The following is a 24,731-nucleotide window of genomic DNA, read 5'->3' as shown; positions in this document are numbered from 1 at the left end:
CGGGCCGGGCGCGCGGCATCGGCCGGCCCGCTCGAACCGGCATCGGCCGATCGGATGATGCGCCCTACGACCCCTCGGACGAGGCCGGCACCCGGCACGGTCGTAGGACCAGCGGCCGATCCGGGTCCGGCCAAAACTCGGTGGGCGAGGCCGGGGCCGGTCCGTACGCTCGCCTGTGATGCCCACGACACCCGCAACCACCCAGGACCGCTCCGCCGTACGCACCCTGCTGCGGCTGTGGCCGTATGTGCGGCCCGTGCGCGCCCGGCTGTGCACGGCCGCCTTCGTGGCGGTCGTCGCCTCCTGCACGGGGCTGGTGATCCCGCTGGTCCTCAAGTGGATGGTCGACGGCCCGGTGGCCGGCCGGGACCCGGCCGGGGTCTGGCTCGGCGCGCTGTACCTGCTGCTGCTCGGGATCGCCGAGGCCGTGCTGTTCGGCGTCCGGCGCTGGCTGGTGGCCCGGCCGCTGTCGCGCGTCGAGGCGGACATGCGGTCCTCGCTCTACCGGCACCTGCAACGGCTGCCGGTCGCCTTCCACGACCGCTGGGCCTCCGGCCAGCTGCTGTCGCGCGGCACCACCGACCTGATGCTGCTGCGCATGTTCCTCGCCTTTCCGCTGACCTTCCTGCTGGTCAACGGCGTCACGATCCTCGTCGGGGTGGCCATCATGCTCGCCCAGGACTGGGTGCTCGGGCTGGTCGTGCTCGGGCCCGCCGTTCCGGTGCTGTGGACGTGCGTGGTCTTCGAGGGGCGGTACGCGCGGGCGGCCAGGCGGGCGCAGGACCAGGTGGGCGATCTGACCACGCTGGTCGAGGAGAGCGTGCTCGGCATCCGCATCGTCAAGGGGTTCGGGCGGCACCGCGCCCAGACGCGGGCGTTCTCCGCCCTCTGCGCCGAACTGCGCGGGACCGAACTGCACAAGGCGCGGCTGCTGGCGACGATCTGGGGGGTCATCGTCACGCTGCCCGAGCTGGCGATCGGGGCGGCGCTGGTGCTGGGCGTGGTGCGGGTCGCCGACGGGGGACTGTCGGCGGGGACGCTGGTGGCCTTCCTCAGCACGGCGCTCGCGCTGCGCTGGCCGGTCGACTCCATCGGGTTCCTGCTGGCGATGAGCCAGGAGGCCGCGACCGCCACCGAGCGGTACTTCGAGGCGATGGACGAGGAGCCGGAGGACCGGCAGGCCCCGGCCCGGACCACCGGCCCGGGCCGGCCGGGCGATGGGCTGCGCTTCGAGGGCGTCCGGTTCCGCTACCCCGACGCGCCCCCCGATTCCCCGCCCCTGCTGACCGGCATCGACCTCCACATCCGCCCCGGCGAGTCCATGGCCCTGGTCGGCGCCACCGGCAGCGGCAAGACCACGCTCACCTCCCTCGTCCCCCGCCTGCACGAGATCACCTCGGGCCGGATCACCCTGAACGGCGTCGACATCACCGAGATGCCCCGCGAGGAACTGCGCAGGAAGGTCGCCGTGGCCTTCGAGGAACCGACCCTGTTCTCCACGACCGTCGGCGAGAACGTCCTGATGGGCGCCCCGGAGGGCACCGGCGGGGCCGAACTCGACCGCGCCCTCGCCATCGCGCAGGCCGACTTCGCCCACGCCCTCCCGCAGGGCACCGGCACCCGGGTCGGCGAGCAGGGCCTGAGCCTGTCCGGCGGCCAGCGCCAGCGGCTCGCGCTGGCCCGCGCGGTCGTCGGCCGGCCGGAGTTCCTCGTGCTGGACGACCCCCTGTCCGCCCTGGACGTGCACACCGAGGCCGCCGTGGAGGCCGCGCTGCGCCGGGTGCTCGCCGACACCACCGCGCTGATCGTGGCCCACCGCCCCTCCACCGTGCTGCTCGCCGACCGGGTCGCCCTGCTGTCCGGCGGCCGGATCGCCGCCGTCGGCACCCACCAGGAACTGCTGCGCGGCAACGCCGAGTACGCCCACCTCATGTCCGGGGAACAGGAGGACTCCCGTTGACCGCCACCACCCCCGCGAACACCACCGCGCCCCCCGGCGGCCGGGACGGCGACGACCCCTTCGACCGGGACGTGCTGCCCACCCCGCCCGGCGCCACGGCCGCCCTGCTGCGCTCCCTGCTCGCCCCGATGCGGGCCCGCGTCGCCCTCACCAGCACCCTGCTGCTGCTCCAGCAGGCGGCGGTGCAGGCGGGCCCGCTGCTGGTGGCGTACGCCATCGACCGCGCCGTACCGGCGTTCCGCGACCACCGGCACGGGCCGCTGATCGCGGTGGGCGCCGGCTATCTGCTGTGCGCCCTGGTCTCCGGCGGACTCCAGGTCGCGTTCGTCCAGACCTCCGCGCGGGTCAGCCAGGACGTCCTGCTCGACCTGCGCGGACGCATCTTCCGGCACGCTCAGGCGCTGAGCGTCGACTTCCACGAGCGGTACACCTCCGGGCGGCTGATCTCCCGCTCCACCACGGACGTCGAGTCCCTGCGCGAACTCCTGGAGGAGGGGCTCCAGGAACTGGTCACGGTCGTGCTGTCGTTCGTCTACATCGCGGCCATGCTGCTCTGGCTGGACCTCGGGCTCGGCGCGGTCGCGGTGGCCTCCTTCGTGCCGCTGTACTTCCTGGTCCGGCTCTACCAGCGGCGCGCGGGGCGGGTGTTCAGGGCGCGCTCCACGGCGATCGCGGCGGTGATCGTGAAGTTCGTGGAGACGATGAACGGCATCCGGCCGGTGCGCGCGTTCCGCCGGGAGGCGGCCAACGACGCCGAGTTCGCGGTGCTCAACCGCCGGCACGAGAGGGCCAACGGCGACTCGCTGCTGGAGATGGCCCGCTATGTGGTGGGCTCCCGGCTGGTCGCCAACACGGCGGTCGCGGGGATCGTGCTCTGGGGCGCCTACCGGGTGGCGGACGGCACGCTGGAGCTGGGCGTGCTGGCGGCGGCCGTGCTGTATCTGCGCCGGCTGTACGACCCGATCGACCGGCTCGGGATGTTCCTGAACTCCTACCAGTCGGCCGCCGCCTCCCTGGAGAAGATCGCGGGCCTGCTGGCGCAGACGCCGTCGGTGCCCGAGCCCCGGGAGCCGCGCGAACTCCCGGCCACCGCGCGGGACTTCCCGGGCCGCGAGGTGGTCTTCGAGGGGGTGCGCTTCGCCTACCGCACCGGCGGCGAGGTGCTGCCCCGCTTCGACCTGACCCTCCCGGCCGGGCAGACGGTGGCCGTCGTCGGCTCCACGGGTGCGGGCAAGTCCACGCTGGCCAAGCTGCTCGCCCGCTTCTACGACCCCACCGAAGGACGGGTGCTGCTGGACGGGGTGGACCTGCGCGACCTGCCAACGGCCGAGCTGCGGCGCGGGGTGGTGATGGTCACCCAGGAGGCGTTCCTGTTCTCCGGCACGGTCGCCGACAACATCGCGATCGGCCGCCCCGACGCGAGCCGGGCGGAGATCGAGCGAGCCGCGAAGGTCATCGGCGCCCACGAGTTCATCAGCGCCCTGCCCGACGGCTACGACACCGACGTCCGCAAGCGCGGCGGCCGCATCTCCGCCGGTCAGCGCCAACTGGTCGCGTTCGCCCGCGCCTTGCTCGCCGACCCGGCCGTCCTGATCCTGGACGAGGCCACCAGCTCCCTCGACATCCCCGGCGAACGGGCCGTGCAGCGCGCGATGTCCACGGTGCTGCGCGGCCGAACCGCCGTCGTCATCGCGCACCGCCTGTCCACCGTCGAGATCGCCGACCGCGTGCTGGTGATGGCCGAGGGCCGGATCATCGAGGACGGCCGCCCCGCCGAACTCGTCGCCGGCAGCGGGAACTTCGCGGGCCTGCACAAGGCCTGGCGGGACAGCCTGGCCTGAGGGGGACCCCGTGACCGACACTCCGCTCTGGCCGAGCGCCACCCCCGTGGCGACGGCCCGCCTGCGCCTCGAACCGCTGCGGGTGGGGCACGCCCGCGAGGCCGTCACCCTCTTCGACGACGTACGCCTGCACGAATGGACCGGCGGGGCGCCGTGCACCCTCGACGAGCTGGAGGCGAGGTACCGGCGGCAGTCGGCCGGGCGGTCCCCGGACGGCCGGCACGGCTGGCTTAACTGGATGCTGCGGCGGCTCGCCGACGGGCGGCTCGTCGGCACCGTCCAGGCCACCCTCTCCCGCCCCGAGCGGGGCGGGCCGGCGGCCGAGCTCGCCTGGGTGATCGGCGTCGCCCACCAGGGCCGGGGCTACGGCGGCGAAGGGGCCCTGGCCATGGCCCGCTGGCTGCGCGAGCACGGGGTGGACGCACTGACCGCCCACATCCACCCCGGGCACCGGGCGTCGGCCGGCATCGCCCGGTCGCTCGGGCTGCGCGCGACGGACCGGGTGGACGAGGGCGAGGTGCTGTGGCGGGGCACGGTCACGGCACTCCCAGCTCGAACAGCGCGTACCCCGCGTACGAGCCGGAGGCCAGCGCCGCCACCGTGAGCAGGGTGCACAGCGCGGGCGGCGAGAGCCGGCGCAGGGCCGCGGCGAGCGGCAGGAACAGCGGGAAACAGGGCAGCAGATAGCGCGAGACGTTGGCGAAGATCTGCTGGCTGCCGAGGACCAGCGCGAGGGTCAGCACGGTGTATACGACCAGCACCGCCGGCGGGCGCAGCCGCAGCAGCAGCGGCAGCAGCGCGAAGGCGAGCACCACGACGGCGACCCCGATCATGTCCGCGAACGGGTACGCGAACAGATAGCCGCCGAAGTGGCCCACCGGCACCGAGGTCAGCACGTCCAGGGTCTGGCTGCCGAAGTCGAAGCTGTGCGCCCACGCGCCCGACTGGAGCTTGAAGTAGCCGCCGAGGTCGCCCATCCGGTCGCCGACCCACAGCAGATAACCGAGCAGCCCGAGCGGGGCGACGGCCAGCGCGAGCAGCGGACGCAGCACCCCGTCCTCGCGGCGGCGCAGTGCCAGCAGCGCGGCCACGGCGAGCGCGGCGATCAGCGCGCCGGCCGTGGGCCGGTTCAGGCCCGCCGCGAAGGTGAGCACCCCGGCGGTGAGCCAGCGCCGGGTCAGCACGGCATGGCAGGCCCAGGCGGCCAGGGCCACGTAGAGGGAGTCCGAGTAGACCGCCCACTCCACGCCCGAGCCCGGCCACACCGCCCACAGCCCGGCCGCCGCCAGCCCGGCACGCCGGCCGCCGAAGCGTTCCGCCACCGCGTACACGCCGAGCGCCGCCGCGAAGGAGGCGAGGACCGACACCAGCATCCCGGCGCCGTACGAGCCGAGTCCGGTCACCGCGGAGGTCAGCCGCATCAGCGCGGGGTACAGCGGGAAGAACGCCGCCGAGTTGCCCTCCAGCGTGATCAGACCGGTGGCGCCCGGCACGGGGACCAGCTTCGGGTCGTACCCGTGCAGCGCGATCTGCTGGTACCACCAGCCGTCCCAGGTGGCCAGCACGTCCCAGGCGTGCGCGCCGCCGCCGAACCGGGGGTCCTTGGCGCGGTAGTCGCCGGCGGAGGACAGCAGGTACATGAACGAGCAGAAACCGGTCAGCTTCAGCGCCCCGAACAGGGCGAGCACCGGGCCGTGCCGGCGGGCCGCCGCCCGGAACCGGGAGCCGGGTCCGGTGGCCGGGGCGAGGGGCCGCGGGCGCGGCAGGATCGCGGTCACAGGGCCGCACCCGGGCGGCGGCGGGCCGCGGCCAGGGTGCGCCGCATCCGGACGATGCCGCGCAGATCGGCCAGCGCGGTGGCGAGGATGTCGACGCTGCTGTCCGGGTCGTCCACCCAGTCCACCGGCACCTCGTGGATCCTGAGCCCGGCCCGCTCGGCCAGCACCAGCAGCTCGGTGTCGAAGAACCACTCGCCGTCCCGCACCAGCGGCAGCAGCCGCTCGGCGGCCTCGCGCCGCACCGCCTTGAACCCGCACTGCGCGTCCGAGAAGCCGACGGCGAGCGTGCAGCGCAGCAGCGTGTTGTAACAGCGCGAGATGACCTCGCGCTTGGGTCCGCGCACCACCCGGGCGCCGCTCGCCAGCCGGGTGCCGATGGCCAGGTCCGAGTGGCCCGATATCAGCGGGGCGACCAGCGGCAGCAGCGCCGTCAGACCGGTGGACAGATCGACGTCCAGATACGCGAGTACGGGCGCCCGCGAACCCGACCAGGCCGCCCGCAGCGCCCGGCCGCGGCCCTTGCGGGGCAGCCGCAGCGAGGTCACCTCCGCGATGGCGGAGGCCAGCTCGGCGGCGATGAGCGGGGTGCGGTCGGTGCTCGCGTTGTCGGCGATCGTGATCCGGTAGGGGTACGGGAACGTGTCCCGCAGATGGGCGTACAGCCTGCGGACGTTCGGCGCCAGGTCCTTCTCCTCGTTGAACACCGGCACGACCACGTCCAGCACGGGCTCGTCGTGGTGCGTGGGCAGCGGGGCGCGCCGGGGCGCCGGGGCCGGGACCCGGCCCGGTCGGAGGTTCATCAGGTGGTTCCCCGTCAACGGTGGGCGGACATGGTGGTGGTGGGTGGCGGCGCGATGCTCGTCGTGGGGCCGGCCGGCGGGTACGACGTGCTCGGCGTCGAACTCGGCCGGTCGGTCGGCGTCGAACTCGGCGAGGTGTCCGGCGAGGTGTCCGGCGGGCTCGGGGGCGGCGTGGCCGGCGAGGGCGTCCGGGAGCCGGACGGTCCGGGTGCCGGGCTGGTGGCGGGCCCCGGCACCGGCGCGCCCGGCAGGTTCCCGGTGTGCCCGTGCGGCCACAGGAACAGGCCGAGCCCGAGCCCCGCCACCACCGCCGCCGAGCCCGCGGCCCGGTACACCGCGCGCACCCGGCGGCGGGCACGCACGCCCGCGCGCAGCCGCTCGCGGTGCCGGGGCTCGAACGGGGCCGGCCGCAGCGTGCCGTGCATCAGCGTCGCCAGCTGCCGCTCGAATCCGTCCCCGCCGTCGATCTCGTCCACATGACTCCCGGGCTTCATGACCCCTCTCACCCCACCGGCTCGATGACGTCCGACAGCAGTTGCCGCAGCCGGGCCACCCCGCGCGCGGCATGGGACCGGGCGGTGCCCACCGGGCAGCCCAGCGTCTGGGCGACCTGCCGGTCCGGCAGGTCCTGGTAGTAGCGCAGCACGACGGCGGCCCGCTGCCGCGGCGTCAGCCGGGCCAGCGCCTCCTCCAGCCGGGAGCGTTCCGCCACGGTCGCCGACAGATCACCGGCCGCCGCCACCTCGGGCAGCTCCTCCACCGGCCGCTCGCCCCACCAGCGCCGGCGGGCCGAGCGGGCCGCGGCCCGCGCCAGCACCGTGCGCACATACGCCTCCGGCGCCTCGTCGGCCACCCGCGGCCAGGCGAACCACAGCTTGACCAGGGCCTCCTGCAACAGGTCCTCGGCACGGTGCCGATCGCCCCCGGTGAGCAGACGGGCCAGGTGGCACAGGACCGACCAGCGGGCCGCCACGAACGCGTCGTACTCACCGGCCCGAGCCTGCTCCATTCCCACGGTCCCCGTTCTCGCCGGCGTTCTTCACCAGGGGAAAGGCCCTGGACCCCCTCGTACGCTGCACCCGGCGGGCGTGATCCGCGTCACGCACGGCGGACCCCCGCCGTCACACCACCCGCAGCAGCAGCACCGTCCGCCCCGGCACCGTCAGTTCCGTGCCCGCCGCGAGCACCGTGCCTGGCGCACCGGCCTGGTCCTCGCGGGAGGTGTCCACCACCATTTCGTACCGCTCGGCCCACGGCGGGCCCGGCAGCACGAAGCCGGTCGGCCGCTCGCCCGCGTGCAGCACGGCGAGGAAGCTGTCGTCCGTCACCGGCGCGCCCCGCTCGTCGCGGCCCGGGATGTCCCGCCCGGAGAGGTACATGCCGAGGGTGGCGGCGGGCGCGTACCAGTCGCCCTCGGTCATCTCCGCGCCGCGCGCCGTGAACCAGGCCAGGTCCCGCAGCCCGTCCGCGCTCTGCGCCCGGCCGGAGAAGAAGGCGCGGCGGCGCAGCACCGGGTGCCGGTGGCGCAGCCCGATCAGCCGCGCGGTGAGGTCGTACAGGGCCCGCCAGCCGGGCTCGGCCGGCAGCGACCAGTCCAGCCAGCTGGTCGGGTTGTCCTGGCAGTAGGCGTTGTTGTTGCCGCCCTGGGTGCGGCCGAACTCGTCGCCGGCCACCAGCATGGGCACCCCCGTGGACAGCAGCAGGGTCGTGAGCAGGTTGCGCAGCTGGCGGCGGCGCAGGGCGCGGACCGCCTCGTCGTCGCTCTCGCCCTCCACCCCGCAGTTCCAGGACCGGTTGTCGTCGGTGCCGTCCCGGTTCTCCTCCCCGTTGGCCTCGTTGTGCTTGCGCTCGTACGACACCAGGTCGCGCAGCGTGAAACCGTCGTGCGCGGTGATGAAGTTGACCGACGCGTACGGGCGCCGGCCGCCCCAGGCGTACAGGTCGCTGGAGCCGGACAGCCGGTAGCCCATCTCGCGCACGTCGGGCAGCGCGTGCCGCCAGAAGTCCCGCACGGCGTCGCGGTAGCGGTCGTTCCACTCCGCCCACAGCGGCGGGAAGGCGCCCACCTGGTAGCCGCCGGAGCCGATGTCCCAGGGCTCGGCGATGAGTTTGACCCGGCGCAGCACCGGGTCCTGGGCGATCACCGCGAGGAACGGGGAGAGCATGTCCACGTCGTGCATGGAGCGGGCCAGCGCCGCCGCCAGGTCGAAGCGGAAGCCGTCCACGCCCATCTCGGTCACCCAGTACCGCAGCGAGTCGGTGATCAGCCGCAGCACCTGGGGCCGCACCACGTGCAGGGTGTTGCCGCAGCCGGTGTAGTCGGCGTAGCGGCGGGCGTCGGCCTGGAGCCGGTAGTAGCCGCGGTTGTCGATGCCCTTCAGGGACAGCGTCGGGCCCAGCTCGCCCGCCTCGGCGGTGTGGTTGTAGACCACGTCGAGGATGACCTCGATGCCGGCCGCGTGCAGCGCGCGCACCATCCGCTTGAACTCGCCCACCTGCGCCCCGGTCGTCCCGGTGGCCGCGTAGGCCGCGTGCGGGGCGAAGTAGCCGATGGAGTTGTAGCCCCAGTAGTTGCTCAGGCCCCGGCGCAGCAGGTGGTCCTCGTGCGCGAACTGGTGCACCGGCAGCAGCTCCACGGCGGTGACGCCCAGCTTCACCAGGTGCTCGACGGCGGCCGGATGGGCGAGGCCCGCGTAGGTGCCGCGAAGCTCCTCGGGGATGTCCGGGTGGAGTCTGGTGAAGCCGCGCACGTGCAGTTCGTAGATGACCGAGTCCGCCCACGGCGTCTTGGGGCGGCGGTCGTCGGACCAGTCGTCGTCGTCGTGGACGACGACCCCCTTCGGGACGTACGGCGCCGAGTCCCGCTCGTCGCGCACGGTGTCGGCGACATGCTGCTCCGGCCAGTCCCGCACATGCCCGTACACCTGCGGCGGCAGCGTGAACTCGCCGTCCACCGCACGCGCGTACGGGTCCAGGAGCAGCTTCGCCGGGTTCCAGCGGGCGCCGGTCCACGGGTCCCAGCGGCCGTCCACCCGGTAGCCGTACCGCTGCCCCGGCAGCACCCCGGGCACGAAGCCGTGCCAGATCTCGTGCGTCAGCTCGGTCAGCGGGATCCGGGTCTCCCGGCCCTCCGCGTCGAACAGGCACACCCGTACCGCCTCCGCTCCCGCCGCCCACAGCGCGAAGTTGGTGCCCGCCACCCCGTCCGGACCCGTCCGGAAGCGGGCCCCCAGCGGGGTGGGCGACCCCGGCCACACCACCGGGGCGGGCACCGCGGCACGCCGGACGCCGTTCGTGGAGGGCGCCGTGGCCGGTGCCCGCTGCTCGGCTGCGCTCGTCACCTGTCGGCCCCTCTTCCCGTGGCTCGGCCCGGGAGCGGCGCGGGCCGCCGCGCCGGGCCGCCGGCCCCTTCGGCCACCCGGTGCGGCCACGGCCCGGCGGCTTCGGTGCGGGCGCGGCTTCCCTGACGTGTCGTCCTTCCCACTGTTCTGCCCACCGCATGGCTCGCACTCACGTTTCCCGGGAGCGTGCCCCGTCGTTGGGTACCGCGTGAGGCACGTAAATGGACGCGCACGGCGCGCGGCGGGCGCACTGGCCGCCGTACTGACATGGGTTGGACTGCTGGCCGGATGCTCCGCGGGCTCGGGCCCGCTGGGCCTCGGCGGTGGGTCCGGCGGAACACCGGCACCCCGGGACGCGATCCGCGTCACCCCGGACGACGGCAGCACGGCCGTCCCGCGGGGCCGGCGGCTGCGGGTGCAGGTGCCCGACGGGCGCCTGGAGAAGGTGAAGGTCGTCAAGGAGCAGGACGCGCGGGCCACCCCGGTCTCCGGGCACCTCAGCACCGACGGGCTGACCTGGCGGCCGGACGACGACCGGCTGGCGCTCGCCGCCAGATACACCGTGGACGCGGTGGCGCTGGACTCCGAGGGCCACCGCTCGGCCCGGCACACCTGGTTCACCACCTACGTCCCCGACAAGCGGTTCATCGCCTACGCCACCCCCGAGGACCGCTCCGTCGTCGGCACCGGGATGATCGTCTCCCTGGCCTTCAGCACGGACATCGTGAACAAGGCCGCCGTCGAACGCGCGGTGCGCGTGAGCGCGCGGCCCCCGGTGGAGATCCGCCCGCACTGGTTCGGCAAGAACCGGCTGGACTTCCGGCCCGAGCGGTACTGGAAGCCGGGCACCAAGGTCACCGTCGACCTGGGCCTGCGCGACGTCGAGGCCGCCAAGGGCGTCTACGGGCTCCAGGCCAAGTCGTTCTCCTTCACCATCGGGCGCAGCCAGACCTCCTTGGTCGACGCGGCGGCGCACACCATGGAGGTGCGGCGCGACGGCCGGCTGCTCGCCACCGTCCCGATCACCGCGGGCGCCCCCGACACCCCCACCTACAACGGGAAGATGGTGGTGATGGACATGCTGGAGGAGACCCGCATGAACGGTCAGACGGTCGGCTTCGGCGGCGAGTACGACATCCCCGACGTCCCGCACGCCATGCGGCTCACCGACTCCGGCACCTTCCTGCACGGCAACTACTGGGACCCGACCGCGCCCGGCGTCTCCAACGTCAGTCACGGCTGCGTGGGCCTCAGGGACGTCCAGGGCGGCAGCTCGGACACGCCCGCCGGGTGGTTCTTCGACCGCAGTCTGATCGGTGACGTCGTCGAGATCGTCAACAGCCGGGACAAGACCGTCGACCCGGGCAACGGTCTGAGCGGCTGGAACATGACCTGGGCGGCGTGGAAGGCGGGTGCCGCGGTGAAGTGACCCCGGGGGAACGGCCACACGGCGGCGCGCGGGGGGGACGGTGCGGGTGCCGGGCGGAAGTTGCGACGGAACGGTGACCTACGCCTGACACCCCGCTCAAACACGGGCAGTTAATATGCGCGCACCGATGTGGTGGGGAGCGGGCCGAGCAGGCCCGGCGAGGGGAGAACAACTTGAACGTGCGGCCGATATCGGGGGCGTCGGTGGCGGGGCGGCGGGGGCGCGCGGCAGGGGGGCTCATAGCCGGCGCGCTGGTGCTGTCGCTCGCGGCCTGCGGCGGCGGCAAGGACGCCGGCAAGGACAAGGGCGCCACGACCCAGCAGGGCAGGGCGTCCACCGCCGCCGTCAGCATCGCGCCCGCCGCGGGCGCCACGGACGTCGACACCAGCGGAGCGCTCAAGGTCAGCGCGGCCCGGGGCAAGCTCGCCGAGGTCACCGTCAAGGACGCCAAGGGCGCGACGGTCGCCGGCGGCATCACCGGCGGCGGCACCACCTGGACGCCGTCCTCGCATCTGGCGGCCGGCACGAGGTACACCGTGCACGCGGTAGCCAAGGACACCGACGGACGCGCGACCGCCAAGGACTCCAGCTTCACCACCCTCACGCCGAAGAGCACCTTCGTCGGCAACTTCACCCCGGACGACGGTTCCACCGTCGGCGTCGGGATGCCGTTCTCCGTCAGCTTCACCCGGGGCATCACCCACCCGGACGCCGTGGAGAAGTCCATCAGGATCAAGACCGACCCGCCGGTGGACGTCGAGGGCCACTGGTTCGGCAACGACCGCCTGGACTTCCGTCCCGAGCACTACTGGAAGGCCGGCACCAAGGTCACCGTCGACCTCGACCTGGACGGCGTCGAGGGCCGCGACGGCGTCTACGGCAAGCAGCACAAGACCGTGAAGTTCACCATCGGCCGCAGCCAGGTCTCCGTCGTGGACGCGAGCAGGCACACGATGACGGTCACCCGGGACGGCAAGACGATCAAGACCCTCCCGGTCACCACCGGCAAGCCCGGCTACGACACCTGGAACGGCCAGATGGTCATCAGCGAGAAGCTGACCGTGACCCGGATGAACGGCGAGACGGTCGGCTACGGCGGCGAGTACGACATCAAGGACGTCCCGCACGCCATGCGCCTGACCACCTCCGGCACCTTCGCCCACGGCAACTACTGGGGCGGCGGCGCCTTCGGCAACTACAACGCCAGCCACGGGTGCATCGGCCTGCGCGACGTGAAGGGCGGCTACGACTCCTCGACCCCGGCCGCCTGGTTCTTCAACCACTCGATCATCGGGGACGTGGTGGTCGTCAAGCGCTCCCACGAGCGCACCGTGGACCCGGGCAACGGGTTCAACGGCTGGAACATGTCCTGGGCGGACTGGAAGAAGTAGGACGCTCCGTGTGCGGGCCCGGTGCTGTGACCTACGGCACCGGGCCCGCCGCCGTTAGTCGCCGTTAACCTGACCTGCATGACCGTCACTCTCGAAGTCGCCGAAGGCGTCGGCACCCTGCGCCTGGACCGTCCCCCGATGAACGCGCTGGACGTCGCCACCCAGGACCGGCTGAAGGAACTCGCCGAGGAGGCCACGCGCCGCGAGGACGTGCGCGCCGTGGTGATCTACGGCGGGGAGCGGGTGTTCGCGGCGGGCGCGGACATCAAGGAGATGCAGAACATGGACCACACCGCGATGGTCCTGCGCGCCCGCGCCCTCCAGGACTCCTTCACCGCCGTGGCCCGCATCCCCAAGCCCGTCGTCGCCGCCGTCACCGGCTACGCGCTCGGCGGCGGCTGCGAACTCGCCCTGTGCGCCGACTACCGCATCGCCGCCGAGAACGCCAAGCTCGGCCAGCCCGAGATCCTGCTCGGCCTGATCCCGGGCGCCGGCGGCACCCAGCGCCTGCCCCGCCTGGTCGGCCCCTCCAAGGCCAAGGACCTCATCTTCACCGGCCGTATGGTCAAGGCCGACGAGGCCCTCGCGATCGGCCTGGTGGACCGGGTCGTCCCGGCCGCCGAGGTCTACGAGCAGGCGCACGCCTGGGCCGCGCGGCTCGCCCAGGGCCCGGCCATCGCGCTGCGCGCCGCCAAGGAGGCCGTCGACGCCGGTCTGGAGACCGACATCGACACCGGGCTCACCGTCGAGCGCAACTGGTTCGCGGGCCTGTTCGCCACCGAGGACCGCGAGCGCGGCATGCGCAGCTTCGTCGAGGAGGGGCCGGGCAAGGCCAAGTTCCTGTGAAGGGCGGGGAGTTCGCGTTCAACGACCGGTGATAGTTGAATGAACTACCTTGCGTCCACTCGTAGTTGACGCGTCGTCTCATTCGCGTCCCTCGATGGGGCGGATTATGGGAGCCTTAAGGCACCCTTAAGTCCGTCACGTCGAGGGAGCCCGGCGATTGCCCGAAAGCGAGCCGTCATCGCAGCTCAGGCGGTGCGTACCGACCGTTGAGATGTCAGCGGCATATGCCGATCGGGCGGTGCGGGGCGGGGGCGTGCGGGGGGCGTATTCCTCCGGAACGCCCACCAAGACGGCGCCGGACGGCCATCATGGGGGCATGGCGGGGCTGGAGGGCATCGAACAGCCGCGGGGACACAGCCGCGCGTCCGCGGCACGCTGGTCGCCCACGGTCGAGGACGAACAGGCGCTCAAGGCGCTCGAACTGTTCGGCGATCCGACGGAGCGCGAGGTGCAGCTGCCGTCCCGCCCGGAATCCGCCGCCACCGCCCGCCGCCTCGCCCAGGTCGTCGTACTGCGCACCTGGCGGCTGGGCCCCAAGCTGACCGAGGACACCGTCCTGCTCGTCTCGGAACTGGTCGGCAACGCCGTACGGCACACCGGCGCCCGGGTCTTCGGGCTGCGGATGCGCTGCCGCCCCGGCTGGATGCGGGTCGAGGTCCGCGACCCCTCGCGCGGGCTGCCCTGTCTGCTGCCGGTCCAGGAGCTGGATGTCAGCGGCCGCGGCCTCTTCCTGGTCGACAAGCTCTCCGACCGCTGGGGCGTCGATCTGCTGCCGCGCGGCAAGACGACGTGGTTCGAGATGAGGGTGAGCGACCGGTAGGGGGCGCCGCCGGGACGCCGCGTGCTTGGGGAGCCGGATGCCGGGAGGTCCACCGGCGGCGCGGTGGCGCGACGCGTGATCGGTCGGCTAATTCGGGCAAAACGCGATTTTCTTACCTTTCCTGCTTTAAATGGCCCGCGTGACCACCACCAACCGTCGCGATGTGCTGCGCGCGGGTGCCGGGCTCGTCGCGGGCGGCGCGCTCGCCGCCGGCTGCGGCACCGAACCCGCCGCCCGGTCCGCCGCCCCCACCGCCCCGTCCCCGAAGCCCCCCGCCCCCGCCGCGAAGACCTCCGCCCGCCCGGCCCCCGCCCCCCGCGCCTACCCCGGGCAGCCCGCCCAGATCACCCACGGCCCGCGCAACCGCCCCCGGGTCGCCCTCACCTTCCACGGCCAGGGCGAACCCGCCCTCGCCCACGACCTGCTCACCACCGCCGAACGGCACGGTGCCCACCTCACCGTGCTCGCCGTCGGCACCTGGCTGGACGCACACCCCGATCTCGCCCGCCGCATCCTCGACGGCGGCCACGACCTCGGCAACCACACCCAGCACCACATCTCGGTCAACGACCTCCCCGAGGCCGAGGCCCGCAAGGAGATCACCGACTGCGCCGACCGGCTCGTACGCCTCACCGGCTCCATCGGCACCTGGTTCCGCCCCTCCCGCTCGCCCACCGCCTCCCCGCTCGTCACCCGCCTGGCCCAGCAGGCCGGTTACCCGCACGTGCTGTCGTACGACGTCGACTCACTCGACTACACCAGCCCCGGCGCCGCCGCCGTCACCCGCAAGGTCCTCTCGGAGGTGCGCGGGGGTTCGGTGGTGAGTTTGCATTTCGGATACGAGGACACGGTCGCCGCCCTCCCCGACGTCCTGACGGAACTCGACCGCCGCGGCCTGCGCGCCGTCACCACCACGGAGCTGCTGAGCTGATGCGAACCACGAAAGCCGCCCGCCGGCTGGCCGCCGGTGCCGCCCTCACCGCACTGGCCCTGGTCTCCGCGTGCAGCGGCGGCGGCACGCACTCCGGGAACGCGGCGCTCGGCAGCAAGCCGCCCGCCCAGCCGCAGGTGGACCGGGCCCGGGTGAACGTGCTGCCCGGCATGCCCCCGGTCCAGGACCCCGACGACGTCTACGCGGCCGACCGGCCGGGCCGCCTGTCCCCGGTGGTCAAGGACTTCCCCTCGCGGATCTACGTCCCCAACACCAACTCCGACACCGTCACTGTCATCGACCCCGCCACCTACAAGGTCATCGAGACCATCCCGGTCGGCCGCCAGCCCCAGCACGTCGTGCCCTCCTGGGACCTGAAGACCCTGTGGGTCAACAACGACCTCGGCAACAGCCTGACCCCCATCGACCCGCGCACCGGCAAGGCGGGCAAGCCGGTCGACGTGCACGACCCGTACAACCTGTACTTCACGCCCGACGGCAAGTACGCCGTCGTCATGGCCTCCATGGACCGCCAGCTGGTCTTCCGCGACGCCCACACCATGAAGACCGTCAAGGCGGTCCCCGTCAGCTGCTACGGCGTCAACCACGCCGACTTCTCCCGCGACGGCCGCTACTTCATCGTCTCCTGCGAGTTCAGCGGCGAGATCCTCAAGGTCGACACCGCGCGGATGGAGGTGGTCCGCCAGGAGAAGCTCCCCGTGCAGGGCTCCATGCCGCAGGACGTCAAGGTCTCCCCGGACGGCAAGCTGTTCTACATCGCCGACATGATGGCCAACGGCGTGTGGGTCCTGGACGGCGACAAGTTCACCCGGCCCCGGCTCCTGCCCACCGGCAAGGGCGCCCACGGCCTCTACATCAGCCGCGACTCCCGCGAGATGTACGTCTCCAACCGGGGCGAGGGCACCATCTCCGTCTTCGACTTCGCCCGGAACCGGCTCACGAAGAGGTGGGAACTGCCCGGCGGCGGCAGCCCCGACATGGGCGGTGTCTCCGCCGACGGCAAGGTCCTGTGGCTGTCCGGCCGGTACGACGCCGAGGTGTACGCCATCGACACCCGCACCGGGAAGGAGCTGGCCCGCATCCCGGTCGGCAGCGGCCCGCACGGCCTCGCCGTCTACCCCCAGCCCGGCCGCTACTCACTGGGGCACACGGGCATCTTCCGCTGAAGCAGCAGCTCCGCGCCGACCGCACGGTAACCGGCCGCCTGGAACGCCCGCAGACTCCGGGCGTTCCCCGGCGCCACCTGCGCCCACAGCGGCTCGCCGGCCAGCCGCCGGGCGGCCCCCGCGAGCAGCCGTCCCAGCCCCTTCTCCCGCGCCTGCTCGTCCACCTCCACGGCGACCTCCAGCCGCCCGGCCATCCCCCGCCCCAGCACCAGCACCCCGCCGTCCGCCTGCCAGGCCCGCACCTCGTCACGGCGCTCGCGCGCGTACCGGATCCGCGGATGGCCGGCGTCCCGGATCTCGCTCAGCGCGAGCGCGGGGGCACCCGGCAGCGGGGCGCCGACCAGCAGCGCGTCCACCGTCTCCGCCCGCCGCCCGGTCCGCTCCAGCAGCGCGGCCAGGAACGCCGGGTGCAGGGCGCCCGCCGGCGGGTCGCAGTCCAGCGAGCGCAGCACCTGCGCCACCCAGGCGGGGTCCTCGTCCGTGACCACCACGCTGTGCGCGGTGAACGCCAGCACCCCCGCGTCCCGGGGGGAGGGCTGCGGCACGACGCGCGTACGGCCGTCAGCGGCCGGGAAGACGTCCCGCGCGGCGCGGTCCAGAATGTCCCGCAAGGTCTCCAAGACCGCTCCTTGAGTCTCCACCCACTGGAAGGCCCAGACTCCCAGACATGAACGACGACGGCACCGGACTTCTCACCATCGGCGAGCTGGCCAGGGCCACCGGACTGAGCGTGCGCACCATCCGCTACTGGTCCGACGAGGACGTGCTCGCCCCGGTGACCCGTTCGCCGGGCGGCTACCGCCTCTACGACGCCGCCTCGGTGGCCCGCCTGGAACTGGTCCGCACCCTGCGCGAGCTGGGCCTCGGCCTGGACGACGTGCGCCGGGTGCTGGCGGGGGAGCGGACCGTGGCGGAGGTGGCGGCCACCCATGTGGCGGCCCTCGACGCGCAGATCAGGTCGCTGAGGGTGACCCGCGCGGTGCTGTCGACCATCGCACGGCGCGGCTCGACCACGCAGGAGACGACCCTGATGAACAGGCTGGCCCGGCTGTCCGCCGGCGAACGGCGGCGCATCATCACGGAGTTCACGGCGAGGACCCTGCACGGGCTCGGCCCCGTCGACCCCGAGGTGCGTGAACGCGTGCGCGCCATCACCGTCGAGCCGGCGGAGGATCCCACCCCCGAGGAGGTCGACGCGTGGGTGGAGCTGGCGGAGATGATGCAGGACCCGGACTTCTGCGCGCAGCTGCGCCGGGCGATGGAGTTCAACGCGGCGGACGGGGAGCCGGGCCGGACCCACGGCCGTTCGACCTGGCTCGCCAAGCGGCTGGTGGAGGTGGCCGCCCCGGCCCGCGCACGCGGCATCGACCCCGAGTCGCCGGAGGCGGACGCGGTCCTGCACGACCTCTTCGGGGACGCCGACCGGAAGGACGTCCTGGACCGCATGACCGCCGGCTTCAACGAGCGCGTCGCCCGCTACCGCGAACTGATCGCCCTCGTCGGCCGCACCCCGGCGCCGCCGCACGCCGAGGACTTCGCCTGGGTGGTCGCCGCACTCCGCGCCCGCGCGGACAGCTAATCTGACCAGCGTCAGTACGCCTGCACGGCACGAGAAACACGAACGAAAAGGGGCGGATCGGTGGCGGACATCGAGGCAGCACGCAAGGAATTCCAGCGGATCGACGCGGACGGCGACGGGTTCATCACCGCCGCCGAGTTCAAGTCCGCCCTGGCCCAGGGGGGCGACTGGAACGTCACCGACACGGTGGCCGAAGCCATCATCGGCTCCCGCGACCTCAACGGCGACAAGGTCCTGTCCTTCGACGAGTTCTGGACCTACCTGAACAAGTGACGCGGCTCGACAGGGGTGCCCCTTCTGCCCGGAGCGGGCACCCCTGTGTGCGTCAGCCCCCCGCCCACTCCTTCAGCGCGTCCTTCGAGGCGAAGTCGGCCACGTTCTTGTCGTGGGGCTGGCTGGAGTACTGATGGATGCGCCACTTCGCCTTGATGCGGGGCTTGCCCGCCGTCACGTAGTCGGCGATCCACAGACCGTCGCCCGCGTAGGACGTCCGGTCGACGTTCAGCCAGAACTCGCGATTGCAGTAGAGCATGACCCGGTTGTGCGGCCGCAGATGCTTCAGTCTGCGGATGAAGGAGTCCTTCTCCGCGTTGCCGGCGTGGCTGCCGTCGCTGGTGTTCTCCCAGTCGACGGCCAGGATGTCGCCGGGGCGGTCCGGGGCGTGCTGGAGGAAGTGGTCCGCCTGGGCGTCGAGGTCGCCGGGCCACAGGAAATGGTAGAAACCCACGACCAGCCCGGCGTCGCGGCCTGTCTTGGTCTGGGCGGTGAGCCGGGGATTGACGTACGAACGGCCCTCCGTCGCCTTCATGAAGACGAACGACAGACCGTCCGTGTCATATGACGTGGACTGGAAGGAACTTACGTCGATGCCGTGGAGCATGCAGAGTGTGTGCCCGCCGCACGACCCCCCGGAAACTTGCCCCGGTCGCGGGGCGCCCAGGACGCCGGACCCCATCGATGCGCGGCCGGCCGCAACCGCCGGCGGCGGCGCGTCCGCTCACGCCGGAGCCCGGTGAACCCCGTCGGCGCGGTACGGCGCGCCCCGGGGCGCGCGCCGGTGCTGACGCCCTTTCAGGCGTCGTCGGCGGGCTGGTCGACGTCGTCGGCGAGCCGGTTGTTGTGCTCGATGTCCGCCATGTGCGCCTCGGCCCAGGCGCGCAGCGCGGACAGCGGTGCTTCGAGTGACCGGCCGAGGTCGGTGAGCCGGTAGTGGACGCCGGGCGGCACGGTGGGTTCCACGCGGCGGGCCACCAGGCCGTCGCGGACGAGGCCGCGCAGGGTGACGGAGAGCATCTTCTGCGAGATGCCCGGCATGCGGCGCCGCAGTTCCGCGAAGCGGACCTCGCCCGGGGCGGCCTCGGCCAGCACCTTGACCGCCATCGAGGTCCACTTGGTGCCGATGCGGTCGAGTAACTGCCGCGTCGGGCACCGGGGGTCGAACAGGTCCCCGCGCCGGGCCGGCTTCGCCGTGGTCACCCGCAGCTCACCACCTGTGGGAGAAGTGCCTTCTTGGAGGGCCAAGGTTAGTTCCCTAGCGTGCGGTTGTCACCGATGGTTACCAGCCTGCACCTGGAGCTTTCCATGCCCGAGTTGCATTCCGTGTCCGTCAACGGCATCGAGCTGAACGTGGCGGAGGCCGGATCGGGTCCGGCCGTCCTGCTGCTGCACGGCTTCCCCCACACCTGGGAGGTGTGGACGGACGTCATGGCGGACCTGTCCGACCGGTACCGGGTCATCGCGCCGGACCTGCGGGGGTTCGGCGCGAGCGGCCGGGCCGGGACCGGGTACGACGCGCAGTCCCTGGCCGACGACGCCGCGGCCCTGCTCACGGCGCTCGGGGTGTCCTCGGCCGCCGTGGTGGGCATCGACGCCGGCACCCCGCCGGCCTTCCTCCTCGCCCTGCGCCGTCCCGACCGGGTGCGGCGGCTCGTCGTCATGGAGTCCTTGCTGGGCGGGCTGCCCGGCGCCGAGGACTTCCTCGCCGGCGGCCCGCCCTGGTGGTTCGGCTTCCACGCTGTTCCGGGCCTGGCCGAGACGGTCCTGGAAGGCCGAGAGGCCCGCTACGTCGACTGGTTCCTGCGCACGGGCACCCTCGGGGACGGGCTGCGCCCGCCGCTGCGGGACGCCTTCGTCCGCGCCTACACCGGCCGCGGGGCGCTGCGCCGCGCGTTCTCCTACTACCGGGCACTGCCGCAGAGCGCGACCCAGATCGAGCAGGCCGTGGCGGCCGCGCGGCTGACGGTGCCGACGATGGCGGTGGGCGCGCATCCCGTGGGCGCGGCGCTGGAACACCAGCTCCGTCCCATAGCCGACGACCTCACCGGGCACGTCATCGAGGACTGCGGCCACATCATCCCGCTGCACCGGCCGCGGGCACTGCTCGCCCTGCTCCGCCCTTTCCTGGCGGCCGGCCGCCAGGAGAACGAGAGGCCCTAGCACTCGATGATGTTCACCGCGAGCCCGCCCCGCGCCGTCTCCTTGTACTTCACCGACATGTCCGCGCCGGTCTCCTTCATGGTCTTGATGACCTTGTCGAGGGAGACCTTGTGCGAACCGTCCCCGCGCATCGCCATCTTGGCGGCCGTGACCGCCTTCACCGCGGCCATGCCGTTGCGCTCGATGCACGGGATCTGCACCAGGCCGCCGACCGGGTCGCAGGTCAGGCCCAGGTTGTGCTCCATGCCGATCTCGGCCGCGTTCTCCACCTGCTCGGGCGTGCCGCCCAGCACCTCGGCGAGGGCGCCCGCCGCCATGGAGCACGCGGAGCCCACCTCGCCCTGGCAGCCGACCTCGGCGCCGGAGATGGAGGCGTTCTCCTTGAAGAGCATGCCGATCGCGCCCGCGGCCAGCAGGAAGCGGACCACGCCGTCCTCGTCGGCGTTCGGCACGAAGTTGATGTAGTAGTGCAGAACGGCGGGGATGATGCCGGCCGCGCCGTTGGTCGGCGCGGTCACCACCCGGCCGCCGGCCGCGTTCTCCTCGTTCACCGCCATCGCGTAGAGCGTGATCCACTCCATCGCGTGCGCCAGCGGATCGCCGTCGGCGCGCAGCTGACGGGCGGAGACGGCCGCGCGGCGGCGCACCTTGAGGCCGCCGGGCAGGATGCCCTCGCGGGTCATGCCCCGCTGCACGCACGCGCGCATCACGCGCCAGATCTCCAGCAGGCCCGCGCGGATCTCGTCCTCGGTGCGCCAGGCGCGCTCGTTCTCCAGCATCAGCGAGGAGATCGACAGGCCGGTCTCCTTCGTCAGGCGCAGCAGCTCGTCGCCCGTGCGGAAGGGGTACTTGAGGACCGTGTCGTCCAGCACGATCCGGTCCGCGCCGACCGCGTCCTCGTCCACGACGAAGCCGCCGCCGACCGAGTAGTACGTCTTGCTCAGCACCTCCGCGCCCGAGGCGTCGTAGGCCCACACCGTCATGCCGTTGGCGTGGTAGGGCAGGGCCTTGCGGCGGTGCAGGACCAGGTCGTCGTCGAAGGAGAAGGCGATCTCGTGCTCGCCGAGCAGGGAGAGCCGGCCCGCCCGCTTGATCGACTCGACCCGCTCGTCGGCGGTCTCCACGTCCACCGTGCGCGGGGAGGCGCCCTCCAGGCCGAGCAGGACCGCCTTGGGGGTGCCGTGGCCGTGCCCGGTCGCGCCGAGCGAGCCGTACAGCTCGCAGCGCAGGGCGGCGACCGACTCCAGCAGTCCCTCGTTGCGCAGCCGGCGGGCGAACATCCGCGCCGCGCGCATCGGGCCCACCGTGTGGGAACTGGACGGACCGATGCCGATCGAGAACAGGTCGAAGACCGAGATGGCCACGGTCACTCCTTGGGGCAGTGGCGGGGCACTCCTCGTCGAGTGCCCCGCCAGGTGACTTACTTGCTCAGACCCGGGTAAAGCGGGTGCTTGTCGGCCAGGGCCTTCACCCGGGCCTTGAGGGACTCCGCGTCGTAGGACGGCTTGAGCGCCTCGGCGATCACGTCCGCGACCTCGGCGAAGTCCTCGGCCGTGAAGCCGCGGGTGGCGAGGGCGGGCGTGCCGATCCGCAGACCCGAGGTGACCATCGGGGGCCGCGGGTCGTTCGGGACCGCGTTGCGGTTGACCGTGATGCCCACCTCGTGGAGGCGGTCCTCGGCCTGCTGCCCGTCCAGCTCGGAGGCGCGCAGGTCCACCAGGATCAGGTGCACGTCCGTGCCGCCGGACAGCACGTTCACCCCGGCCGCGCGGGCGTCGTCGGCCGTCAGGCGCTCGGCGAGGATGCGGGCACCCTCCACCGTACGGCGCTGGCGCTCCTTGAAGTCCTCCGAGGCGGCGACCTTGAAGGAGACCGCCTTGGCCGCGATCACGTGCTCCAGGGGGCCGCCCTGGAAGCCCGGGAAGACGGAGGAGTTCAGCTTCTTCGCGAACTCCTTCTTCGCGAGGATGATGCCGCCGCGCGGGCCGCCCAGGGTCTTGTGGGTCGTGGAGGTGACCACGTCCGCGTGCTCGACCGGGTTGGCGTGCAGACCCGCCGCGACCAGGCCCGCGAAATGCGCCATGTCGACCCACAGGTAGGCCTCGACCTCGTCGGCGATCCGGCGGAACGCGGCGAAGTCCAGCTGCCGCGGGTACGCCGACCAGCCGGCGATGATCACCTTGGGGCGGTGCTCCTTGGCGAGCTTCTCGACCTCGGCCATGTCGACCAGGCCGGTCTCCTCGTCCACGTGGTACGCGACCACGTTGAACTGCTTGCCGGAGAAGTTCAGCCGCATCCCGTGGGTGAGGTGGCCGCCGTGCGCCAGGTCCAGGCCGAGGATGGTGTCCCCGGGCTGGGCCAGCGCGAACAGGGCCGCCTGGTTGGCGGAGGCGCCGGAGTGGGGCTGCACATTGGCGTACTCGGCGCCGAACAGCTCCTTGATCCGGTCGATGGCGATCTGCTCGGTGACGTCGACGTGCTCGCAGCCGCCGTAGTAGCGGCGGCCCGGGTAGCCCTCGGCGTACTTGTTGGTGAGGACCGAGCCCTGCGCCTCCATCACCGCGAGCGGCGCGAAGTTCTCGGACGCGATCATCTCCAGCGTGGACTGCTGGCGCAGCAGCTCGGCGTCGACCGCGGCCGCGACCTCCGGGTCCAGCTCGTGCAGGGGCGTGTTCAGGACAGTCATGGGGCTACGACTCCTCAGCCGGCGATGTGGGCGTCGTACTCGGCGGCGGAGAACAGGTCCTGCGGCTCCTCGGAAACGCGGACCTTGAACAGCCAGCCGCCCTCGAAGGGCTCGGAGTTCACGAGCGACGGGTCGTCCACGACGTTCTCGTTGATCGCGGTGACCTCGCCGGTGACGGGGGAGTACAGGTCGGAGACCGACTTGGTGGACTCCAGCTCACCGCAGGTCTCGCCCGCGGTCACGGTGTCGCCGACGGCCGGGAGCTGGGCGTAGACCACATCGCCGAGCGCGTTGGCCGCGAACTCGGTGATGCCGATCGTCGAGACGCCGTCCTCGTCGGCGCCCGACAGCCACTCGTGCTCCTTGCTGTAACGCAGCTGCTGGGGGTTGCTCATGGCCTGAATTCTCCTGTACGCGCGGGAGTGCTGATGACGGGGGGAGTGCGGGGACCGCCGCTGGGCGGGTGAATGTGCGCAGGGTCACGTGCCCGCCCGGGGCCGGGCGGGGGCGGGACCGCGCTCGCCGGCTACTTCCGGCGCTTGTAGAACGGCAGCGCCACGACCTCGTAGGGCTCGTGGTTGCCGCGGATGTCCACGCCGACGCCCTCGGTGCCCGGCGCCGCGTGCGCCGCGTCGACGTAGGCCATGGCGATCGGCTTGCCCAGGGTGGGGGAGGGGGCGCCGGAGGTGACCTCGCCGATCACCTGGCCGCCGGCGACCACCGCGTACCCGGCGCGCGGGACGCGGCGGCCCTCGGCGACCAGGCCGACGAGGACGCGCGGGGGGTTCTGCTCGGCGCGGGCGGCTGCCTCGGTGAGCGCCGCGCGCCCGACGAAGTCGCCGTCCTTCTCGAACTTGACCACGCGGCCGAGCCCGGCGTCGAAGGGGGTCAGGGCGGTGGTCAGCTCGTGCCCGTACAGCGGCATGCCCGCCTCCAGGCGCAGCGTGTCGCGGCAGGACAGGCCGCACGGCACCAGACCGGCGCCCTCGCCGGCCTTGGTCAGCGCCTGCCACAGCTCGACGGCGTGCTCGGGCTTCACGAACAGCTCGAAGCCGTCCTCGCCGGTGTAACCGGTGCGGGCGATCAGCGCGGGGACGCCGGCGACCGTGCCGGGCAGCCCGGCGTAGTACTTCAGGCCGTCCAGGTCGGCGTCGGTGAGCGACTTGAGGATGCCGGGGGACTCGGGGCCCTGCACGGCGATCAGGGCGTAGGCGTCCCGGTCGTCGCGGACCTCGGCGTCGAAGCCCGCCGCGCGCTCGGTCAGCGCGTCCAGGACCACCTGGGCGTTGGAGGCGTTGGCGACGACCATGTACTCGGTCTCGGCGAGCCGGTAGACGATCAGGTCGTCCAGGATGCCGCCGTCGGCCTGGCAGATCATGGTGTAGCGGGCGCGGCCGACGCCGACGGAGGCGATGTTGCCGACCAGGGCGTGGTTCAGGAAGGCGGCCGCCCCGGCGCCGGTGACGGTGATCTCGCCCATGTGGGAGAGGTCGAACAGACCCGCCTTGGTGCGTACGGCCACGTGCTCGTCGCGCTCGGAGCCGTAGCGCAGGGGCATGTCCCAGCCCGCGAAGTCGGTCATCGTCGCACCGAGCGAGCGGTGCACGGCGTCCAGCGCGGTGTGTCGGAGTTCGGTACTGCTCATCGGTCGGTCGTCTCCCAGGGCAACAGGGATGGGGCGAGGAACGTTCCTCCCCATCTGTCAT

Annotated in this window: 24 protein-coding genes; 12 read left to right on the top strand and 12 right to left on the bottom strand. The window is 72.8% G+C overall.

Translation table 11 applies throughout. From position 1 onward, the window contains the following. The first annotated feature begins 178 nt into the window (after nt 1–178). The 3 genes from HZZ00_RS30010 to HZZ00_RS30000 are packed head-to-tail and all read left to right on the top strand — an operon-like array spanning nt 179 to nt 4,405. Nucleotides 179–1,960: an ABC transporter ATP-binding protein gene (locus tag HZZ00_RS30010; protein WP_180329340.1), complete on the top strand. Its 1,782-nt coding sequence runs from the start codon at nt 179–181 to the stop codon at nt 1,958–1,960. Further along, a complete protein-coding gene (locus HZZ00_RS30005) occupies nt 1,957–3,801 on the top strand; it encodes an ABC transporter ATP-binding protein (RefSeq protein WP_180329339.1) in 1,845 nt (614 codons plus the stop codon). The genes HZZ00_RS30010 and HZZ00_RS30005 overlap by 4 nt, the downstream gene beginning before the upstream one ends. A 10-nt stretch (nt 3,802–3,811) precedes the next feature. Then, nucleotides 3,812–4,405: a GNAT family N-acetyltransferase gene (locus HZZ00_RS30000; protein ID WP_180329338.1), complete on the top strand. Its 594-nt coding sequence runs from the start codon at nt 3,812–3,814 to the stop codon at nt 4,403–4,405. Here HZZ00_RS30000 and HZZ00_RS29995 read toward each other — a convergent pair. The 5 genes from HZZ00_RS29995 to glgX form a co-directional block, all read right to left on the bottom strand. Continuing rightward, a complete protein-coding gene (locus HZZ00_RS29995) occupies nt 4,338–5,570 on the bottom strand; it encodes a glycosyltransferase family 39 protein (RefSeq protein WP_257586020.1) in 1,233 nt (410 codons plus the stop codon). The genes HZZ00_RS30000 and HZZ00_RS29995 overlap by 68 nt on opposite strands. Before the next feature lie 5 nt (nt 5,571–5,575). Continuing rightward, on the bottom strand, nt 5,576–6,379 hold the full coding sequence (locus HZZ00_RS29990) for a dolichyl-phosphate beta-glucosyltransferase (RefSeq protein WP_374028492.1): 804 nt from the start codon (nt 6,377–6,379) through the stop codon (nt 5,576–5,578). 14 nt (nt 6,380–6,393) lie between these two features. Next, nucleotides 6,394–6,873: a hypothetical protein gene (locus HZZ00_RS29985; RefSeq protein ID WP_180329336.1), complete on the bottom strand. Its 480-nt coding sequence runs from the start codon at nt 6,871–6,873 to the stop codon at nt 6,394–6,396. An 8-nt stretch (nt 6,874–6,881) separates the two neighbouring features. Beyond that, the gene (locus tag HZZ00_RS29980) at nt 6,882–7,388 is read right to left on the bottom strand and encodes a SigE family RNA polymerase sigma factor (RefSeq protein WP_180329335.1); all 507 of its coding nucleotides are present in this window, start codon (nt 7,386–7,388) and stop codon (nt 6,882–6,884) included. Nucleotides 7,389–7,500: 112 nt separating this feature from the next. After that, nucleotides 7,501–9,720 carry a glycogen debranching protein GlgX gene (glgX, locus tag HZZ00_RS29975; protein WP_180329334.1) on the bottom strand — a complete coding sequence of 740 codons (2,220 nt, stop codon included), beginning with the start codon at nt 9,718–9,720 and terminating at the stop codon, nt 7,501–7,503. Between the two features lie 208 nt (nt 9,721–9,928). Between glgX and HZZ00_RS29970 the strand changes: the two genes are divergently transcribed. From HZZ00_RS29970 to HZZ00_RS29945, 6 genes are all read left to right on the top strand, one after another. Further along, nucleotides 9,929–11,149 carry an Ig-like domain-containing protein gene (locus tag HZZ00_RS29970; RefSeq protein ID WP_180329333.1) on the top strand — a complete coding sequence of 407 codons (1,221 nt, stop codon included), beginning with the start codon at nt 9,929–9,931 and terminating at the stop codon, nt 11,147–11,149. Nucleotides 11,150–11,322: 173 nt separating this feature from the next. Continuing rightward, nucleotides 11,323–12,540 carry an Ig-like domain-containing protein gene (locus HZZ00_RS29965; protein WP_180329332.1) on the top strand — a complete coding sequence of 406 codons (1,218 nt, stop codon included), beginning with the start codon at nt 11,323–11,325 and terminating at the stop codon, nt 12,538–12,540. 78 nt (nt 12,541–12,618) lie between these two features. Next, nucleotides 12,619–13,386 carry an enoyl-CoA hydratase/isomerase family protein gene (locus HZZ00_RS29960; RefSeq protein WP_074993370.1) on the top strand — a complete coding sequence of 256 codons (768 nt, stop codon included), beginning with the start codon at nt 12,619–12,621 and terminating at the stop codon, nt 13,384–13,386. 316 nt (nt 13,387–13,702) lie between these two features. Then, on the top strand, nt 13,703–14,206 hold the full coding sequence (locus tag HZZ00_RS29955; protein ID WP_180329331.1) for an ATP-binding protein: 504 nt from the start codon (nt 13,703–13,705) through the stop codon (nt 14,204–14,206). Between the two features lie 130 nt (nt 14,207–14,336). Continuing rightward, the gene (locus tag HZZ00_RS29950; RefSeq protein WP_180329330.1) at nt 14,337–15,137 is read left to right on the top strand and encodes a polysaccharide deacetylase family protein; all 801 of its coding nucleotides are present in this window, start codon (nt 14,337–14,339) and stop codon (nt 15,135–15,137) included. Next, nucleotides 15,137–16,324: a YncE family protein gene (locus HZZ00_RS29945; protein WP_180329329.1), complete on the top strand. Its 1,188-nt coding sequence runs from the start codon at nt 15,137–15,139 to the stop codon at nt 16,322–16,324. Before HZZ00_RS29950 ends, HZZ00_RS29945 begins: the two co-directional genes overlap by 1 nt. Here the strand turns inward: HZZ00_RS29945 and HZZ00_RS29940 are convergent. After that, nucleotides 16,291–16,944, bottom strand: a complete 654-nt coding sequence (locus tag HZZ00_RS29940) for a GNAT family N-acetyltransferase (protein ID WP_180329328.1) — start codon at nt 16,942–16,944, stop codon at nt 16,291–16,293. The two genes, HZZ00_RS29945 and HZZ00_RS29940, sit on opposite strands and share 34 nt — an antisense overlap. Before the next feature lie 47 nt (nt 16,945–16,991). Here HZZ00_RS29940 and HZZ00_RS29935 point away from each other — a divergent pair, with 47 nt between their 5' ends. Together HZZ00_RS29935 and HZZ00_RS29930 are read left to right on the top strand one after the other, a co-directional pair. Further along, a complete protein-coding gene (locus HZZ00_RS29935) occupies nt 16,992–17,903 on the top strand; it encodes a MerR family transcriptional regulator (RefSeq protein ID WP_180329327.1) in 912 nt (303 codons plus the stop codon). Between the two features lie 60 nt (nt 17,904–17,963). After that, entirely contained in the window at nt 17,964–18,176 is a 213-nt protein-coding gene (locus HZZ00_RS29930; RefSeq protein ID WP_070023098.1) for an EF-hand domain-containing protein, read from the top strand. A 52-nt stretch (nt 18,177–18,228) separates the two neighbouring features. Here HZZ00_RS29930 and HZZ00_RS29925 read toward each other — a convergent pair whose 3' ends face one another. Together HZZ00_RS29925 and HZZ00_RS29920 are read right to left on the bottom strand one after the other, a co-directional pair. Next, entirely contained in the window at nt 18,229–18,783 is a 555-nt protein-coding gene (locus tag HZZ00_RS29925) for a glycoside hydrolase family 25 protein (RefSeq protein ID WP_180329326.1), read from the bottom strand. A gap of 191 nt (nt 18,784–18,974) precedes the next feature. After that, a complete protein-coding gene (locus HZZ00_RS29920) occupies nt 18,975–19,379 on the bottom strand; it encodes a helix-turn-helix domain-containing protein (RefSeq protein WP_180329325.1) in 405 nt (134 codons plus the stop codon). A gap of 105 nt (nt 19,380–19,484) precedes the next feature. Here HZZ00_RS29920 and HZZ00_RS29915 point away from each other — a divergent pair, with 105 nt between their 5' ends. Next, entirely contained in the window at nt 19,485–20,339 is an 855-nt protein-coding gene (locus HZZ00_RS29915; protein WP_180329324.1) for an alpha/beta fold hydrolase, read from the top strand. Here the strand turns inward: HZZ00_RS29915 and HZZ00_RS29910 are convergent. The 4 genes from HZZ00_RS29910 to gcvT all read right to left on the bottom strand — a co-directional run bounded on the left by HZZ00_RS29910 (nt 20,336) and on the right by gcvT (nt 24,670). Next, the gene (locus HZZ00_RS29910; RefSeq protein WP_180329323.1) at nt 20,336–21,703 is read right to left on the bottom strand and encodes an L-serine ammonia-lyase; all 1,368 of its coding nucleotides are present in this window, start codon (nt 21,701–21,703) and stop codon (nt 20,336–20,338) included. The two genes, HZZ00_RS29915 and HZZ00_RS29910, sit on opposite strands and share 4 nt — an antisense overlap. A 56-nt stretch (nt 21,704–21,759) precedes the next feature. Then, entirely contained in the window at nt 21,760–23,025 is a 1,266-nt protein-coding gene (gene glyA / locus HZZ00_RS29905) for a serine hydroxymethyltransferase (RefSeq protein ID WP_180329322.1), read from the bottom strand. 14 nt (nt 23,026–23,039) lie between these two features. Then, entirely contained in the window at nt 23,040–23,420 is a 381-nt protein-coding gene (gcvH, locus tag HZZ00_RS29900; protein WP_180329321.1) for a glycine cleavage system protein GcvH, read from the bottom strand. A 131-nt stretch (nt 23,421–23,551) separates the two neighbouring features. Continuing rightward, nucleotides 23,552–24,670, bottom strand: a complete 1,119-nt coding sequence (gene gcvT, locus HZZ00_RS29895) for a glycine cleavage system aminomethyltransferase GcvT (protein ID WP_180329320.1) — start codon at nt 24,668–24,670, stop codon at nt 23,552–23,554. Nucleotides 24,671–24,731 lie beyond the last annotated feature (61 nt).

This window comes from Streptomyces sp. NEAU-sy36 (assembly GCF_013423905.1).
GTDB lineage: Bacteria > Actinomycetota > Actinomycetes > Streptomycetales > Streptomycetaceae > Streptomyces > Streptomyces misionensis.
This window is presented reverse-complemented; position numbering and strand designations above follow the sequence as displayed.